The organism is Alcaligenes sp. GW821-FHT11D07, from assembly GCF_058808495.1.
The window spans coordinates 1,618,920-1,631,773 of the sequence record NZ_JBXART010000001.1 but is presented as its reverse complement, the minus strand read 5'-3'; the positions used below and the strand labels follow the sequence as shown (position 1 = coordinate 1,631,773).

Below are 12,854 nucleotides of genomic sequence, written 5' to 3'. Positions count from 1 at the left end.
GGCCCTTTTTTTGTCTACAAGCTTACTTAGTTAGCTGCTTGCCGATAGCGGCGACGTACGATGGCGCCCCAGCTCAAGCCCAGCACGGCGGATGCTAAGGAGCCACACAGCACACCCAGTTTGGCAGCGTCCAGCAAAACTGCCTGATCAAAAGCCAGGTTGGCGACAAAGATGGACATGGTAAAGCCGATACCGGCCAGCAGGCCCACCAGGGTCACACCCGCCCAGTCCATGCCAGCCGGCAGCTTGCACAAACCCAAACGTACCGGCAGCCAGGTCCCCAGCAAGACACCCAGCGGCTTGCCCACAATCAAGGCTACGGCTACCCCAAACAGCGCACTTTGAGCACCGCCGGCATCCAGGTTCAAACCATTCAGGCTGACCCCGGCATTGGCCAAGGCGAACACCGGCATGATCACAAAGGCCACCCAAGGGTGCAGGATTGCGGGGATGCGTTGTACCGGGGGCAGAATTTCACGCTGGGCCAACTGCATTTTTTGTAGCGTGTGCATGATCTCTTGAGTATCTTGCTGACCCTCCAGCTTGGCTGCCAGTTCCAGGTTCAGGTGGAGAGCTTTGCGGGGCAAGGGCAGGGCGCGTACGGGGCTCATCATCCCCAGCACAACGCCTGCCAAGGTGGGGTGAGCGCCAGTTTTCAGCAAACCGAACCACAAAACAGCGCCAGGTACGACATAGGCCCAGGCCGAGCCTATGCCTATTTTTTGCAGACCTAATACGGCCACAATTCCGACTCCGGCAATCAGAAAGGCGCTGTAGTCCAGACCACCAGAATAAAAGAAGGCGATGATCAGGATGGCGACCAAGTCATCAATAATGGCCAGGGCCAACAAGAAAACCCGCAGGCTGGGTGGCAAAGAGCGGCCCAGCAAGGCCAGTACACCGACCGCAAAGGCAATGTCCGTGGCGGTGGGAATGGCCCAGCCCATCAAGACTTGAGGGTCCGGGTTCATGGCGGCGTAAATCAGGGCGGGCAGGGTGATGGCTGACAGCGCTGCACAGATAGGCAGCATGGCCGAGCGCCAGTCCGACAAGGCGCCGTCGTGAATTTCGCGCCGAATCTCCATCCCAACGACCAGGAAAAACAAGGTCATCAAGATATCGTTTACCCAAAAATGCAGGTCTTGCGAGAAACGCCAGGAACCCAATTCCAAGGTGACTTGGGTGTGCCACAAGGCGGAGTAACTATCGGAAAAGGAAGAGTTGGCCCAGATCAGGGCCACTGCGGCAGCCACGAGCAAGGCTACCCCGCCCAGGGCTTCGATATGTAAAAGCCGCTGTAGCTGTGCTTGTACTTGGCGGGTCAAAACATGGGCGCGCGGCAAGGGCGCACCGGAAGAAGGGTGAGACATGGTCGGCAAAATCTCCACAAGGCGGCCCGACCTTGCGTGTGTATTTAACCTGCCTTGCTGCACAATGCCAGCAAAACACCCTGCGCAATTATAGGGAGTGAGCCCCTTTAAGGCAAATGTCAGCTTGCATCGCTGTCCGGCGCAATGTGCAGGGGGATGGTGACTGGGCCATCATTGGTCAGGCTAAGCTGCATATCAGCGCCGAACACGCCACACTGCGTATCGGGCAAACGGGTGCGGGCTATGGCGACGAGCTCATCGAACAGCGGCTGACTGATGGCAGGGGGAGCAGCGCGGCTAAAGCCGGGGCGATTACCTTTACGGGTATCTGCGGCCAAGGTGAACTGGCTAACCAGTAAGAGCTGGCCACCGGATTGCAGCAGGTTCAAATTCATCTTGCCCTGCTCATCGGAAAAGATGCGCAGAGCCAATAGTTTATCCAGCAAACGGCTGGCTTGCTCGCGGGTATCACCGTGTTCGGCACAGACCAGAACGGCCATGCCTGCCCCGATTTTGGCGACTGTCTGATTATCAATATCGACTTGGGCCTGACGTACCCGTTGAATCAAAGCAATCATGTTTTTCAATAAGACAAACGAAGTTTAAGAACGCTAAAAGCAGTAGGTTGAACGTAGTAATAGGCCGCGGCAAGAGACGTCTACATCAAGCAGGGGGCTTGTCCGCCTGCTTGGGGCTTGAAAGGCGTTTTTCTTGTGCGAAGCCTTTGTCAGTGGCCGACGGCTTTGGAAAACAGATTCACAATTAGTACGCCCACCACAATAAAGGCGATGCCAATCATAGCGGCCAAATCCAGCTTTTGCTTAAACACGACCCAGCCAATCAGTGAAATCAGCACAATGCCCACGCCACTCCAGATGGCGTAGGCCACGCCAACGGGCATGACACGCAGACTGAGCGACAGAAAGTAGAACGCTCCCGCGTAGAACAAAATGGTAAAGCCGCTGGGTACCAGGCGCGTGAATTGTTCAGAACGTTGCAGCAAGCTAGTGGCGATGATCTCGAAGATGATCGCGATAAACAAGTGCAGGTAGGCAAGGCTTACTGGAGTCATGGAATATCAAGGTTGAAAGCTGAACCATCCGGGTAGCAGCAATACGCTGGCCCACAGAGCGGCCGAGACCCAGGAGGAAATATGAAAGCTGAGCGGCGACATGGCACAGGTGCCGGCAATCAGGGGGACGGTCGAGCGCAGGGGGCCAATAAATCGGCAAGCCACAATGCTAAACCATCCCCAGCGTGAAAAAAAAGCCTGTGCTTTGGCGTACAGGTGCAAACGTTTGCGCGCCCACTCGAACTGGAACAGATTGCCGCCGTATCGCTGACCTAGAAAAAAGGAGATTCCGTTGCCCACGCCCGCTCCCAGCGTGACTGCCAGCCACACGGGCAGCAAGTTCATTTCTCCGGCTCCGACCAGTGCGCCGACTGACAAAAGAATCGCAGTACCCGGAATGATCAAGGCCAGAAAGGGCAGGGATTCGATCAGGCACAGGGCAAACACCGCGGGGGCGACCCATTGAGGATGCGCGCTGATCAGCGCTGTGGCTTGCTCCGCAAAATTGCTTAATGTGCTCAGCATATAAACAGAAGTGAAAGGACAGCTGCAGGCTGTCTTTTAGTTCAGGGCAAGGCGAAGAATCAGGCGGTCTTTGTGCTGCAGACCGCCTTCAAACAAAGCCTCGTCGTAATGATGCAGGAAGTAGTCGGGCTCTACGGCCACGACCCGAAAGCCGGCACGCTGATAAAAGAACAGTGGATAGCCTATCGTGCCGGTGGCGACATAGAGTGTTTGTCCACCTTGTTCACGCACGTATTGGATTAGGGCTGCCAGGAGCTGGCTACCCAGTCCCAGGCCTTGGTGGGAGGACAGCACCGCAATGTTCATCAGTTCCCATTCTTGCGGATTTCTTGCTTGCAAAATGGCAGCTGCGACGATCTGGTCCTGATCCCTGATTTGCCAGGCATGAGGGGTGTCCCGGTAACTTTCGATCAGTTGTGTACTGGGGTCAGCTTCCAGCAAAAGTGGCAGGGGCAGGCTCAGGCCGTGTACCTGCTCTGGCGGGTGCTGTGGGTGGGGCTGACTCATGAAAAGTCACCGTCTACGTAAAACCATTGGCCTTGTTCGCGCACAAAGCGGCTTGTTTCATGCAATCGATTGGCTCGCCCATGCAAACGATTGCGAGCTACAAACTCCACCAGGGCATCTGTCTCGGAAAGCTGCTCGTGTCGGCGTACATCCAGGCCTAGCCACTGCATGCCGTCGGGATTGGGCTCCAAGGAGTGAGGGCGGGTCGAGCTGTGCCAGGTGGCCAGCAGATAGTCCAGATCATCTTGGACGAAAGCGCTGTAGCGGGAGCGCATCAGGGCGGCGGCATCGGGCGCTTGCAGGTATTGCGGGCCACGGTGCCAGAGTCCGCAACAGCTTTCGTACTGCAGGGTGCTGCCGCAAGGGCAGGCGTTTTTTGAAGAGGAAGACTTTTTCAAGAGCGTTACTGCCAAGACTAAAGAATGGCACAAGCATACCTGAAGCGGATAGCGCTTAAGGGTGGCTGCCGCGACGAAAAGTAACGGATGGCGGTTTGGGTGATGATAGTTACGGTAGTGAGATTGGGGATTGGCACACAGTTTGTTTTACGCCACGGGGTGTGCGGAATTTCCTGTTTGGTGAAGGGGATTTGTTTTGGTCGCTTGGGGGGAAAAGGTTCCTGTGGTGGCTCTTGTTGTTTGTGCAGGGGGCAGCAGGGGGACGGAATGTGCTTAGAAGCAGGCCACTCACCCTGTCTGCCCCGGCCTTTGGGCTGACTGCTTGTCGGTGCTGCGCACCGGTGCCCTTGTCGATACAAAATTACGGGCGCGCTCTGAAATCGCCCGGTGGTTTGTCCCCTGGTCAAACCACAAGTGTCGGGCTCACACAGCAGAGCACTTGAATCCCGGACTTCCGTATGGACTGCGGCAAGCTGTCCGACTCGCCCCAGGGCCCGGGCAGATGGGGTGAGTGGCTTATCGAGGAGGGTGTGAACTGTAAATGCTTGAGTTTTTGGGAGCGACTGCGACTAGTCGTAGGACGTGATTCTGGGACTGTGTAGGTGGAGTGAGCTGCTTATGGAGTCCAGGAAATGAGAGCTTGAGCTTCGAGTTTTGGGTTTGCTTTAGTCAGCAGACTTAGCTATTTGAGCGCACGGTTCAGCGGTGTGGATAGCTGGCCTTAGCTAAGGGATGGAGTGGCTTGAGGGTGGAGAGCGATGAAAGAAGATGACCTCATGCTGCTTGATCTTGTTCAAGCATAAAAAAACCCGCCCGCAAAAGCGGACGGGTAACAGGCTTGCTTAGCCGTGTCGAAGAGGCTTATTTGGCCGCGTCGATACGCTGTTGCATGCGCTGGGCGCGTTCTTTGGAGCCGGGGTGCGAGCTCATTACGCTGCTTTCGCCGCCGTCCAGGGCTGCCAGTTTTTCAAAGGCAGAAACCAGACCTTGGGTCTTGAGCTTGCGCTCGGTCAGCAGGTCGAAGGAGTAGTCGTCAGCGTCGGACTCTTGCGATTGCGAGAACTGAGCGTTCAGGAAGGCTTCGGACAGTTCGCCCAGTTGGCTGGAGTTCAGCTGAGTCACCAGGCCGTTGCCTGTGGCAGCGGCGGCGTCACGGGCTGCGGACAGGCCGTAGGCCGTTTGCATGGCTTTTTTGCTGTGGCCCAGTTCAACGTGACCCATTTCGTGGCCGATTACGCCGCGCAGTTCGTCATCGCTCATCTTGTCCATCAGACCGGCATAAACGCGGATGCAACCGTTAGCCATGGCCCAGGCGTTAACTTCCTGTGTCTGGTAAACCTTGAAGTTGGGGGTTTGGCCGTTCAGCTGTTTTGCCAAAGGCTTGACCAGGTTTTGCAGGCGCTTGTTGTACTTGCTGTTGGGGCTGGCCACTTTGTTCTCAGCGTCCATTTGCTTGCAAGACTGATCAGACAGTGCAATTACTTCTTGATCGGACAGGTTGAAAGCTTGAACGGCTTTGCTGCCAGCGCCTACCAAACCACCCACATCCATTGTCTGACAGCCAGCGGTCAGGCCAGCGACGGCCAGCATGGCGGCCAATGCGCCCATACGAAAAGTCATGAACTTCCCCTTCTAGTTATTTAAAGAAGGTGGATTTTAATGACTAGGCGGCAAAGGATTCTCGCTTCACACAATGTTTAACAATTGTTGTGGATGTACTTACAGATACGTAAAAGCCCTTGGCGGGCACGATGCGCGAGATTTATGGGTTTGAAGGTAGTGATGCAGTGAGCAGGGTTTTGCTGTTTGGCCTTAAGCGATGAATAGTTCGACCATTTCTTCAATGCCTGAAGGCTTTCTCTAAACAACAAAGGCATTGCTATCCATCATGAGCTGGCCGGGGACGGCATCAAGCCTGCTTTGATGCTTACTTTGTGGGATCAGCATATCCTGCGGAAACTGGTTTGGGCTGGAGTAGTTTCCGGGTTTGGCGCCGCTTGATCACCTGCTTGATGTTGACCTAGGAGGGAAGGGGAAAAGCACACCAACTCGGGATTTGAGGCGTACGTGTTGGAGCAACTGGCCTCAAGTGTCGAAGTGATGATTGAGACTGGAACGTTACCTTCACAGCAGCGCACTTGTCGCTAGGCGGTGTACACCGTGATCTCCACAGCATTTGTCCCCGGAGAGCCTCAAGGCCCCATCCAATATGGGTGCGTAGAAAAAACCATGCCGATAGACGGAGTTGGTATCGAACCGCCGTACGGCTTGTCAGCTGATGTTTAGGCGGATTGAGTGGAGCACAGGCGGGAAGTGAAAGTGCCGTTCACGCAGCGAGCGGCAGAGCTGCGGTTCAAACGCTTACGAAGCTAAAGGGCCAAGGTAAGAAGCAGGTACTTCAGTGAAGTATGCGTCGAAGGCGATTGATCTGCCGGCAGTGGATCAGAATCGGGCCTTCACAATGATTCAGATCGTGCGCCATGCGGTTGAAGGCCGTCCAGAAAACGCCAAGGAATGGGAGCGTGTTCGTAAAGGAGTACGCCGTGCACTGGATAAGCTGGAAGAAAGGGGTTAGGTCAGCTCAAACGGTCCTGGACCAATGAATGGCGGTTCTGCCTTGTATCAATGGAAAGCGGGGCGCAAATCGGGACTGTATCAGCGCGTACAACTGTGCCTATAGTTTTTGAAAAAAGCCCGCTAATCGAGAGATCAGTGGGCTTTGTTTTGAAGCGAAAGCGCTCGTTATGCTTGTGTTTTGGCGAACTCTACATCCTCAGCGGATTCTATGTGCGTCATGCGAGATTCAAACTTGGTAACGACCTCAGCCATAAGCTCTTCTTTTTGACTGGTTCGTTCATTTGCGTTACCGGTTGCACCATCCTTTCCCCCTTGTTCCGAGCGTATGGCGAGTCGTTGGTGGCGGTAAAGGTCACGGTACTTATCACGTAGCTTGCGGCTGCGCTCAAGCATGCTTCGTAATTGTGGCTTGGTGAGTTTTTCTATTTCTGTGGGAGAGTGCGCCACATCAAATAATTCTAGCTCTGTCGAGGTGAGAAGTTTTTTTACAGCGGTTCTATTGGGTGTCATCGCTAGTTCTCCGTCAGAATAGTATTGTGTTCCAGTATGAAGGAAGCTCACGGCTCATGAACTAGATTATGTTAGGAAAAAATAGATTTTAAAAATGTAATGGATAGTGACGTATCCATTAATCTGGGCCCAGGTATTGGCTACCGTGCTGATTAGCTAGTTGGTGACATAAGGACGCACAAGGCAAGGCGGCTGCCCAGTCTGGGGGCGGTAGATGCTTAAGGTGTCACAAGGCAGACCCCATTGCAGAGCCTCGAACTTAATGGTTTTTCTTCAGCAACGGCACTTGCTTTTCCAATTGATCGCGACGAAGATCGCCTCATTCTCTTTCGATGGAAACCTGTTAGGCCTTAGTATCTCCGACCAGTTTTAGCTGGTCAGTTTTTATTTCGGAAAGGAACTGGGCACTAAATGAAAAGCAGCGCCGCTTCATTGAAAAATATCTCGTTGAGGTCAGTCGCTGATAAGCGACCTCAGAGTAGCTTTAATCGAATGGGTTCTTATTAATCGAAAACACCGTATAAATACAGCGCTGACAGGAGCCTATGTGGCGCAACGACGTACAGCGGATAGCCTTGCCAGCCCGCGCATAGCTGTAATCTCAGCTTCGCGCTTGGATGCCCATTCTTGAGCTTCTATTTTGGTGGGGAAGGTCGCACTTTCTCTGAAGCCTTACTTAACGATCTCAGCGCAGCCAGCCACTGCTGCTCGTGCGATAAGTGTGGAAAATTACTGTATAAAAAACAGCGATTTAGCGCTTAACGGGTCGACAGATGTTCCTGGCTGAGGGCGCAAAAAAGCCCGCTCTAAGGCGGGCAATGTGCTGGGAGGTCAAAAATCTCCCGTCACTGCTATTTTGCGCGAGCTTCAAAAATCCAATGAAACCCGCAGGAGTTCTGGTGCCCCCCCCGTGAGTCGAACACGGCACCAACGGATTATGAGTCCGCTGCTCTAACCAAGCATGAGCTAGAGGGGCAACAAGTCCGCAATTATTACATAAAGTCCCTGTTTGTGCCTAGTTCGCAAGCGGTGAGAGCCGGACTTGGCTGGTTTGGCAGATTGTCACTATTTACTCGCCATTGGTAGCACCTGCTTCTTAGGCCCGGGAGCAAAATAAGCACGTCTGTTATTGGAGAGAAACCATGAAAGTCCTGGTGTGCTTGGTGATGGTGTCGGTTTTGTCCGCCTGTGCGGTGTATACCCCTCGTGGGTCGGTGGTTGTAGACCCTGACGGGCATGGTGCTTATGGCCAGCGGCATTGCCCTCCTGGCCAAGCTAAAAGGGGTAATTGCTAGCCGGGCGTGCTGAGCTTATTTGCGTTGATAGCGCTTGCTGCCTGTGCTTGTCTCGCAGTAACGGCCGCCTCTGGGCCCGGTGCAATAGGTGCCGGTGGAGCAGGAACAGCTGCTGGTCGACCGTAGTGCTGGCGGCGCTGGCCGTGTGGTAGCGCCCGCGGAACCGGTATAGGCCGGGCAAGAACGTTTACTGCCGCTGGCCGAGCCATCACGGCAAACAAAAACGTCGCCTTCGCAATGCGAAATGCCGCCTTTTTTACCTGAACATGGGGTATTTCTTGCTTGTGCAGACAGAGGAGCCAAGGCGAGGATCGCGCAAAGCAACAGCCATTTCATGCTTGTCTCGGATAGTTAAGAGTCCGTGTTTTGCTGTGCTATCTGGGCAGCAGCCTGTCTTGGGACTCGTGTTTATTTTTGCCTCTGTTATAAACGAGGCTTTTAATCGGTAGGTTGTGTCATGCGAATCTTAATGCTTGTTCCCATGCTGTTGCTAGCCGCGTGCCAAGGTGCCACGATCAACGATGAAGTTGGCAGCGAAGCCTGGATGGAAAAAGTAGACCAGAGACTATCCGTATCAGACGGGGAAGGGCATGGCCCGGATTACGGTTCGCGTGAATGGTGCCGGGTAGTCCACATTCGTTTGTATGGGAAAGAGCCGCGACAACGCATTCCCTGCGATCAGGCCTGGATGGAAACGGTGGATAGAGAACTCAAAAAGCGTTGAAGCGTAGCGATGGGGCCGAGCAGTAAATCGGCCCATCGCTACCTTGATCGGATTTTTTTATAGGCAGTTGCAGGTCTACACCGTCAAGCAGGATCTAGTTGCGTCGATAGTATTTGCGGTGCTCCACCATGGTGCCGATGATCGCAATGGCGTGCTGGTCGCTGCGAATCGAGGGGTAGTCTTCATTCAGCGGTACTAGTTCAAAGATCTCCTGCCCACCTTCATCAATACATAACAAACGGTATTTCTTGAAGGTTGCTTCTTCTTCGCTATTTTTGGCGACCACATAGTCCCCGGGGCGGGGCGTCAATTCACAATCAACAATAATACGGTCGCCTTCTTTGAAGTCCGGCAGCATGGAATCGCCCTTGATCTGCAGGGCAAAGGAACGGTCTGACAAGCTCAGGTCCGTCAGCAAATACTCCACTTCCTCGAAAGTAAAGTTTTGGCCGGGATCGCGGAATACGCCCGCCTGCACATAGTTCAGCAGGGGAATGCGCCGCTCGCCCATCATGGCGTCTTGAACATTGGCGTCAAACGTATGCTTGGCGCCGTAGTTGTAGCCCAATTGATCCAGGCTATGCGCGTCCAGGCCCACTTCTTTTTCTATCGCTCGTGCTACTCGCTCACCTATGCTGCGACCGCCGTTGTAGGTGGTCGACAGGTACTGGGCAACCTGTGCCCGAGTGCGACCACTTGAGCGCGCAAAGTCAGCGGCGTTGCCGTGGGCGCGCTCATCAATCAGGCGTTGCAGGTTTCTGCGGCGAATCGAGTAAATATCCATTGCGCCATTAAAACAAGAAAAAACTAAACATAGGTTTAGATATTTCTTTTCTTTACGTTTAGAACTATCTATACTCAATGCATGAACGCTAAACACATCATCGAAGAAATGGGCGGTCGCCGAGCCGTATTGCGTATCACTGGCTTGAGCAAAGGCCGTATCTCTCAATGGGAGAAGGCCGGTGTCATACCTCGGGTATGGCAACTGGTCTTCCATCACATGAACCCGGTGGTGCCTGCCCCAGCACCTAAAGATAAATTTAGAAACATCTAAGCATTGGGCAAACATCCTGTCTTAGGGTGGGACTTTGCAGACACACCGCGTCATGGGGTGACGCGATTCTTGTGCCGTTGCGGCATTGCATATCAATCGGATGGTTTTGGCCGGCTTGGGCCAGGAATCCTGCTGCGCGATCCCATCGTAATGATGGAATACGGTCGCCCAGCACTTTAGGCGAGGGTGCCATGAAAACAACCAGTAAAAACCGGCTTCGAGCTCGCAGTTGTTGGCCGGAACGGTGTGGAGCGGGCCTATGAGCAATATGCCGTGGTTTCGCGCTTACACAGAGATGGTGGACGACGAAAAATTGCGTCTGCTGGCTTTCGAGGACAGGTGGCATTACGTGGCCTTGTTATGCCTGAAAGGGCAGGGCGTGTTGGACAACGATGATCCGTTGATGCTGCGCAAAGTGGCCGTCAAGCTGGGCCTGGACATGCGCACCCTGGACGATGTGGTGCGCCGTTTGAGCGAAGTGGGCCTGATTGGTCAAGACAGCTTGCAGCCCCTGGCCTGGGATAAGCGCCAGATGAAATCCGATAGCAGCGCAGAGCGAGTTGCGCGTTTTCGAGCCAAGAAAAAGCAGGAGCATGACGGTAGCGATGACAGTAACGCGTCCGTAACGTTACCGAAACGGCCGGGTAACGCGCTAGATAAAGAGACAGATAAAGAAGTAGATAAAGAAACAGACACAGCAACAGATAAAAGCAGTATGCGTCGCAAGGCGCCTGCCCTGGAGTTTTCTGCCTGGCCAAGTGAGCCAAGCCCCGATGTTTTTGCGGACTACCTGCGTCACCGTCGCGAGATCAAAGCCCCCTTGACGCAGACCGCCTTTAACCGTCTGGGCGCAGAAGCGCATCGGGCCTTGGAACTGGGCTACAGCGTGGATGACTTTCTGGCTGAGTGCATGCTGCGTGGCTGGCGAGGCGGTAAAGCCAGCTGGCTGGAAGGCCGGCAGGACGCCCGAACCGGACAGTCTTCCAGCTTTGACCCTTTGGCCTACGTGAATCGTCATCGGCAACGTGATGAGGTGAACGATGTCATCGATATCTGAGTTTTCCAATCCCTGGTTGCAGCGTCACGCCAAGCTGGAGGGGATCAGCCTGATGGACCATTTGTACAACCGGCTCAACGGTATTTATCCGAATAAATTTCGCTCCAATTTCCGTGACAAGCAAGCCATCGAGGATTGGAAGCAGGCTTGGTCTGAAGCTTTTGATGAAGAAGGCGTGTTGCCTGCCGATGTGGCGCAAGGAATCAAGAATTGTCGGCGCATGTTTGACTGGCCCCCCAGCCTGCCGGAGTTCTTGCGGGCTTGCCGCCCTCAGCTGGAGCCGGAAACCGCCTTCTTTCAAGCCGTGCGAGGCATGCAGGCGCGGGCAAGGGGAGACAAGGGGGAATGGTCCCACCCGGCGATTTATTACGCTGCGGTTCGCATTGGGCAGTTTGATTTGCTGAACTTGGCGTACACACAGCTGGAGCAGCGCTGGCACAAAGCCTTGGGAGATCAACTGGCCAAAGGCCAATGGCCTGAGATCCCACTGCCATGCCTGGCCCTGGCGTCACCCGAAGACAAAGAGCAAGGGCGTCGTGAAGGGCAGCGTCGAGTGCGGGACCTGGCGCAAGTGATTACGACCGACAGCAGGAAAGATCCGCGCGTATGGGCGAACCGGATATTGGAGCGGCCCGAAGAGCGTTCACTGGCCGTCCTAAAAATGGCTAAAGCTGCCTTGGGCAAGGAGTAAGAGCGCCATGACACCAATCGCAAGCATTCAACAAGCGCATCGTTTGGCCACGAGCCAGACAGATAACACCCGCCATGCACAGCTACAGGCTTTGCAGCGCGCTGGCCGGATCAGCGGGCTGATTAAACAGCCTTCATTCAGCTTGGTTCAAAGTCCCCTTAACCGTCTACTCCCAAGGGAATGGCAATACTACATCGCTGATTTTGCTTACCGGGATCACGGCACAGGCCATTACGTGCTGGAGGACTGTAGAAGGCCAAGGGCCTGGGCCCAAGAGGTCAAAGCATGGCTGGTTTTTGGGATATACGGCATTGCCGTGCGTCAGGTCTAAGGAGGAATACATCATGACAACACGAGCAGACAAAGGCCAAGGCTTAAGCGGCGACGACTTGTTATGGAACTGGGCACGTTGGTGCTGGTCCGGGCAGACCGTGGGTAATATGGAACGCTACGTTCCCTGGCAAGAAGACTTCCGGCCTATTCATCAGGACCACGCTTTAGCTGTGGATGCCCTGTACCAACGCTTGCCGCATTACCAAGCCATGGTCATCCAGGCCGAGTATCCCCGTAAAAATGCGCAGTACGGCCATTTAAGTGCCAGTGAGCGTCAGACCACCGCGCGCCTTTGGATCAAGCAAGTCACGGGTGCCATCTTGCGCGACGAAGACTACCGCCGTCACTTGACGGATTTCAGAAGCACAGTAGAAAAGGAGATTTTGCGGTGAAGTACGCAGCTGAAGTCATTGACCTGTTAGCGGCCTATCCGGGACGAGAGTTCCGGATGATCCAGATTGTGCGGCACGTCAGCAAAGGCATGGAGCTGTCCACCGCCCAGCGCAATGCAATGCGTGAAGGCGTCAAGCGCGTGTTGGTGCAGCTGCAGGATTCCGGGCAGGTGGACAAGATCAAAGAAGGCGAAACCTCCGCCTTTTACGCCTGGCGTTGCAGTCTGCAACATGGTCCGCTATGAATCTGCAAGGCTAATTGCAATAATGGGCGTGCAAAGTTGCGTCCAATGCAAACGAAACAACCCCGAGCGAGTAATCGCTGCGGGGTTTTTTTATGGCTGTC

18 protein-coding genes and 1 tRNA gene are annotated in these 12,854 nt (G+C 54.4%); 8 read left to right on the top strand and 11 right to left on the bottom strand.

Annotated elements, in window-relative coordinates; translation table 11 throughout:
• Nucleotides 1-26: 26 nt before the first annotated feature.
• From nhaA to loiP, 7 genes are all read right to left on the bottom strand, one after another.
• Entirely contained in the window at nucleotides 27-1,370 is a 1,344-nt protein-coding gene (gene nhaA, locus AC1RSM_RS07570; protein WP_492931011.1) for a Na+/H+ antiporter NhaA, read from the bottom strand.
• 119 nt (nucleotides 1,371-1,489) lie between these two features.
• Nucleotides 1,490-1,948: a D-aminoacyl-tRNA deacylase gene (dtd, locus tag AC1RSM_RS07565; protein ID WP_492931009.1), complete on the bottom strand. Its 459-nt coding sequence runs from the start codon at nucleotides 1,946-1,948 to the stop codon at nucleotides 1,490-1,492.
• Between the two features lie 149 nt (nucleotides 1,949-2,097).
• Entirely contained in the window at nucleotides 2,098-2,442 is a 345-nt protein-coding gene (locus AC1RSM_RS07560; protein ID WP_492931007.1) for a DMT family transporter, read from the bottom strand.
• A 6-nt stretch (nucleotides 2,443-2,448) separates the two neighbouring features.
• On the bottom strand, nucleotides 2,449-2,967 hold the full coding sequence (locus AC1RSM_RS07555) for a DedA family protein (protein ID WP_492931005.1): 519 nt from the start codon (nucleotides 2,965-2,967) through the stop codon (nucleotides 2,449-2,451).
• Between the two features lie 36 nt (nucleotides 2,968-3,003).
• A complete protein-coding gene (locus AC1RSM_RS07550) occupies nucleotides 3,004-3,474 on the bottom strand; it encodes a GNAT family N-acetyltransferase (RefSeq protein WP_492931003.1) in 471 nt (156 codons plus the stop codon).
• Nucleotides 3,471-3,872, bottom strand: a complete 402-nt coding sequence (locus AC1RSM_RS07545; protein ID WP_492931001.1) for a YchJ family protein — start codon at nucleotides 3,870-3,872, stop codon at nucleotides 3,471-3,473. Before AC1RSM_RS07545 ends, AC1RSM_RS07550 begins: the two co-directional genes overlap by 4 nt.
• 861 nt (nucleotides 3,873-4,733) lie before the next feature.
• A complete protein-coding gene (gene loiP, locus AC1RSM_RS07540; RefSeq protein WP_492930999.1) occupies nucleotides 4,734-5,492 on the bottom strand; it encodes a metalloprotease LoiP in 759 nt (252 codons plus the stop codon).
• A 781-nt stretch (nucleotides 5,493-6,273) separates the two neighbouring features.
• Between loiP and AC1RSM_RS07535 the strand changes: the two genes are divergently transcribed.
• Nucleotides 6,274-6,447 carry a hypothetical protein gene (locus tag AC1RSM_RS07535; RefSeq protein ID WP_492930997.1) on the top strand — a complete coding sequence of 58 codons (174 nt, stop codon included), beginning with the start codon at nucleotides 6,274-6,276 and terminating at the stop codon, nucleotides 6,445-6,447.
• 167 nt (nucleotides 6,448-6,614) lie between these two features.
• Here the strand turns inward: AC1RSM_RS07535 and AC1RSM_RS07530 are convergent, their stop codons facing one another.
• The 3 genes from AC1RSM_RS07530 to AC1RSM_RS07520 all read right to left on the bottom strand — a co-directional run bounded on the left by AC1RSM_RS07530 (nucleotide 6,615) and on the right by AC1RSM_RS07520 (nucleotide 8,590).
• Nucleotides 6,615-6,959, bottom strand: coding sequence for a hypothetical protein (locus AC1RSM_RS07530; protein ID WP_492930995.1), 345 nt, complete (start codon nucleotides 6,957-6,959; stop codon nucleotides 6,615-6,617).
• 897 nt (nucleotides 6,960-7,856) lie between these two features.
• A tRNA-Ile gene (locus AC1RSM_RS07525) sits at nucleotides 7,857-7,935 on the bottom strand.
• Between the two features lie 334 nt (nucleotides 7,936-8,269).
• The gene (locus AC1RSM_RS07520) at nucleotides 8,270-8,590 is read right to left on the bottom strand and encodes a YdcA family protein (RefSeq protein WP_492930993.1); all 321 of its coding nucleotides are present in this window, start codon (nucleotides 8,588-8,590) and stop codon (nucleotides 8,270-8,272) included.
• Between the two features lie 121 nt (nucleotides 8,591-8,711).
• On the opposite strand from AC1RSM_RS07520, the gene AC1RSM_RS07515 reads away from it, so the two are divergent.
• Nucleotides 8,712-8,978 carry a hypothetical protein gene (locus AC1RSM_RS07515; protein WP_492930991.1) on the top strand — a complete coding sequence of 89 codons (267 nt, stop codon included), beginning with the start codon at nucleotides 8,712-8,714 and terminating at the stop codon, nucleotides 8,976-8,978.
• Nucleotides 8,979-9,072: 94 nt separating this feature from the next.
• Here the strand turns inward: AC1RSM_RS07515 and AC1RSM_RS07510 are convergent, their stop codons facing one another.
• Entirely contained in the window at nucleotides 9,073-9,762 is a 690-nt protein-coding gene (locus AC1RSM_RS07510) for a LexA family protein (protein WP_492930989.1), read from the bottom strand.
• 81 nt (nucleotides 9,763-9,843) lie between these two features.
• Here AC1RSM_RS07510 and AC1RSM_RS07505 point away from each other — a divergent pair, with 81 nt between their 5' ends.
• The 6 genes from AC1RSM_RS07505 (at nucleotide 9,844) to AC1RSM_RS07480 (ending at nucleotide 12,753) form a co-directional block, all read left to right on the top strand.
• On the top strand, nucleotides 9,844-10,035 hold the full coding sequence (locus AC1RSM_RS07505; protein WP_492930987.1) for a helix-turn-helix domain-containing protein: 192 nt from the start codon (nucleotides 9,844-9,846) through the stop codon (nucleotides 10,033-10,035).
• Between the two features lie 259 nt (nucleotides 10,036-10,294).
• Complete coding sequence (locus AC1RSM_RS07500; protein ID WP_492930985.1) at nucleotides 10,295-11,092, top strand: phage replication initiator YdaU family protein; 798 nt, start codon at nucleotides 10,295-10,297, stop codon at nucleotides 11,090-11,092.
• The gene (locus tag AC1RSM_RS07495; RefSeq protein WP_492930983.1) at nucleotides 11,076-11,783 is read left to right on the top strand and encodes a replication protein P; all 708 of its coding nucleotides are present in this window, start codon (nucleotides 11,076-11,078) and stop codon (nucleotides 11,781-11,783) included. The genes AC1RSM_RS07500 and AC1RSM_RS07495 overlap by 17 nt, the downstream gene beginning before the upstream one ends.
• 7 nt (nucleotides 11,784-11,790) lie before the next feature.
• Nucleotides 11,791-12,114, top strand: a complete 324-nt coding sequence (locus tag AC1RSM_RS07490) for a hypothetical protein (protein ID WP_492930981.1) — start codon at nucleotides 11,791-11,793, stop codon at nucleotides 12,112-12,114.
• A gap of 13 nt (nucleotides 12,115-12,127) precedes the next feature.
• Complete coding sequence (locus AC1RSM_RS07485; RefSeq protein WP_492930979.1) at nucleotides 12,128-12,508, top strand: hypothetical protein; 381 nt, start codon at nucleotides 12,128-12,130, stop codon at nucleotides 12,506-12,508.
• A complete protein-coding gene (locus AC1RSM_RS07480; protein WP_009459904.1) occupies nucleotides 12,505-12,753 on the top strand; it encodes a hypothetical protein in 249 nt (82 codons plus the stop codon). The genes AC1RSM_RS07485 and AC1RSM_RS07480 overlap by 4 nt, the downstream gene beginning before the upstream one ends.
• Nucleotides 12,754-12,854: the final 101 nt, after the last annotated feature.

Excerpts from the sequence above, each read along its gene's own strand:
- AC1RSM_RS07500 (WP_492930985.1), top strand. The coding sequence starts at position 10,295 with ATGAGCAATATGCCGTGGTTTCGCGCTTACACAGAGATGGTGGACGAC.
- AC1RSM_RS07550 (WP_492931003.1), bottom strand. The coding sequence starts at position 3,474 with ATGAGTCAGCCCCACCCACAGCACCCGCCAGAGCAGGTACACGGCCTG.
- AC1RSM_RS07495 (WP_492930983.1), top strand. The coding sequence starts at position 11,076 with ATGTCATCGATATCTGAGTTTTCCAATCCCTGGTTGCAGCGTCACGCC.
- AC1RSM_RS07510 (WP_492930989.1), bottom strand. The coding sequence starts at position 9,762 with ATGGATATTTACTCGATTCGCCGCAGAAACCTGCAACGCCTGATTGAT.
- AC1RSM_RS07515 (WP_492930991.1), top strand. The coding sequence starts at position 8,712 with ATGCGAATCTTAATGCTTGTTCCCATGCTGTTGCTAGCCGCGTGCCAA.
- AC1RSM_RS07520 (WP_492930993.1), bottom strand. The coding sequence starts at position 8,590 with ATGAAATGGCTGTTGCTTTGCGCGATCCTCGCCTTGGCTCCTCTGTCT.
- nhaA (WP_492931011.1), bottom strand. The coding sequence starts at position 1,370 with ATGTCTCACCCTTCTTCCGGTGCGCCCTTGCCGCGCGCCCATGTTTTG.
- AC1RSM_RS07530 (WP_492930995.1), bottom strand. The coding sequence starts at position 6,959 with ATGACACCCAATAGAACCGCTGTAAAAAAACTTCTCACCTCGACAGAG.
- AC1RSM_RS07505 (WP_492930987.1), top strand. The coding sequence starts at position 9,844 with ATGAACGCTAAACACATCATCGAAGAAATGGGCGGTCGCCGAGCCGTA.
- loiP (WP_492930999.1), bottom strand. The coding sequence starts at position 5,492 with ATGACTTTTCGTATGGGCGCATTGGCCGCCATGCTGGCCGTCGCTGGC.
- AC1RSM_RS07485 (WP_492930979.1), top strand. The coding sequence starts at position 12,128 with ATGACAACACGAGCAGACAAAGGCCAAGGCTTAAGCGGCGACGACTTG.
- dtd (WP_492931009.1), bottom strand. The coding sequence starts at position 1,948 with ATGATTGCTTTGATTCAACGGGTACGTCAGGCCCAAGTCGATATTGAT.
- AC1RSM_RS07555 (WP_492931005.1), bottom strand. The coding sequence starts at position 2,967 with ATGCTGAGCACATTAAGCAATTTTGCGGAGCAAGCCACAGCGCTGATC.
- AC1RSM_RS07560 (WP_492931007.1), bottom strand. The coding sequence starts at position 2,442 with ATGACTCCAGTAAGCCTTGCCTACCTGCACTTGTTTATCGCGATCATC.
- AC1RSM_RS07490 (WP_492930981.1), top strand. The coding sequence starts at position 11,791 with ATGACACCAATCGCAAGCATTCAACAAGCGCATCGTTTGGCCACGAGC.